Source organism: Clostridium punense (assembly GCF_017874425.1).
GTDB lineage: Bacteria > Bacillota > Clostridia > Clostridiales > Clostridiaceae > Clostridium_J > Clostridium_J punense.
On record NZ_JAGGLL010000092.1, the window covers coordinates 1 to 1,388 of the forward strand.

The following is a 1,388-nucleotide window of genomic DNA, read 5'->3' on the forward strand; positions in this document are numbered from 1 at the left end:
CTCTTAAGCCCCGAAACTATCTTGGACAATTCCTTATACATTCAGTATAATGTATAAAGTGAATGGAGGTAAAGAAATGAAAGGTAGAAGTTATACAAAAGAGTTAAAGGAAGAGATATTGAGGGAAGTACAAGAGGTAGGTAATGTATCCTTAGTTTCTAGAAGACATGGAATATCAAAATCAACTATATTTACATGGATAAAGGAATCTAAAAATAAGGATGAGATTAAGGTTAAACCAGGCAGAAAGGCTTTAGTTGGGGGAGAAAAAGAACTTGAAAATGAATTATCAGAGGTAACAAAACAGAATGATCAATTAAAGAAACTTTTAGGAGAAAAAGACTTAGAAATAGCAATTCTTAAAGACCTAATAAAAAAAGCAAACCCTCAACTAAAGATAAAGTAGAAATAGCAAAAAAATACATTGATGAAGGATATAACGCAGTTTTTGTTTTAAAGATTGTTAAACTTAGCAGGTCAACCTATTACTATAACCTAAGTGTAGAAGGCAAAGAAAAGAGAAAACCTACGGGCGGTAAGCCTAAAGGGTACAGTGTAACTAAGAAAGACAAAAAGATATGTGATGAGCAGATTAAAGAGTTTATTTTAGAGTCAATTGATGGCGATGCCATTAACTATGGGTACAGAAAGATAACTTATCATCTAAGAAAATATTATGACCTTATAATCAACCCTAAAAAGGTTTATAGGCTATGTAAGGAACTACATATTCTCAAGGATCAGAGAGTAATCAAGGAAAAAGTAAAAAGAACTATTGCAATTAACAGAACTATAACAGGTTCAAATCAATTATGGGAAATGGACATTAAATATGGGTATATTCAAGGTGAAGATAAGTTTTTCTATCTACTTAATTTAATTGATATTTTTGATAGAAGTATTATTGATTATCATATGGGGCTACACTGCGAGGCTAAGGATGCCACAGCACTACTGAGAAAATGCTTAATTAAAAGAAATCTATTTGAAGAAGGTGCTAAAAAGCCCGTAATAAGAACGGATAATGGACCACAATTTGTTAGCCATAAATTCAGCGAATGCTGCGAAGAAATTAAAGTAGAACATGAGAGAATACCTGTAAAAACTCCAAATAAAAACGCCCATATAGAAGCATTCCACAGAATACTTGAGGATGAATGTTTAAAAATTAATGAGTTTAAAAATTATGAAGAAGCATATAGAACTGTAAACGAATTCATGGAATTTTATAACAATAGAAGAATGCATTCAAGTTTAAAGTTTATGTCACCAAAAGAATTTTACAACCTTTATTTTGGAGAGGATACAACTAATATTCAGATAAGAGTGTAAATCTAAGAAAATCGAAGAATTTATTAGGTTTTGTCCAAAACGAAGGGGTTAATCCG

1 protein-coding gene is annotated in these 1,388 nt (G+C 31.2%); it reads left to right on the top strand.

The genetic code is table 11. The features are described from left to right. Positions 1 to 76 precede the first annotated feature (76 nt). Positions 77 to 1,332, top strand: a protein-coding gene (locus J2Z44_RS21360) for an IS3 family transposase (RefSeq protein WP_152513251.1) whose coding sequence is annotated in 2 segments (ribosomal slippage) — positions 77 to 398 and positions 398 to 1,332 — 1,257 coding nt in all. Because the reading frame shifts where the segments join, the coding sequence is not laid out codon by codon here. Positions 1,333 to 1,388: the final 56 nt, after the last annotated feature.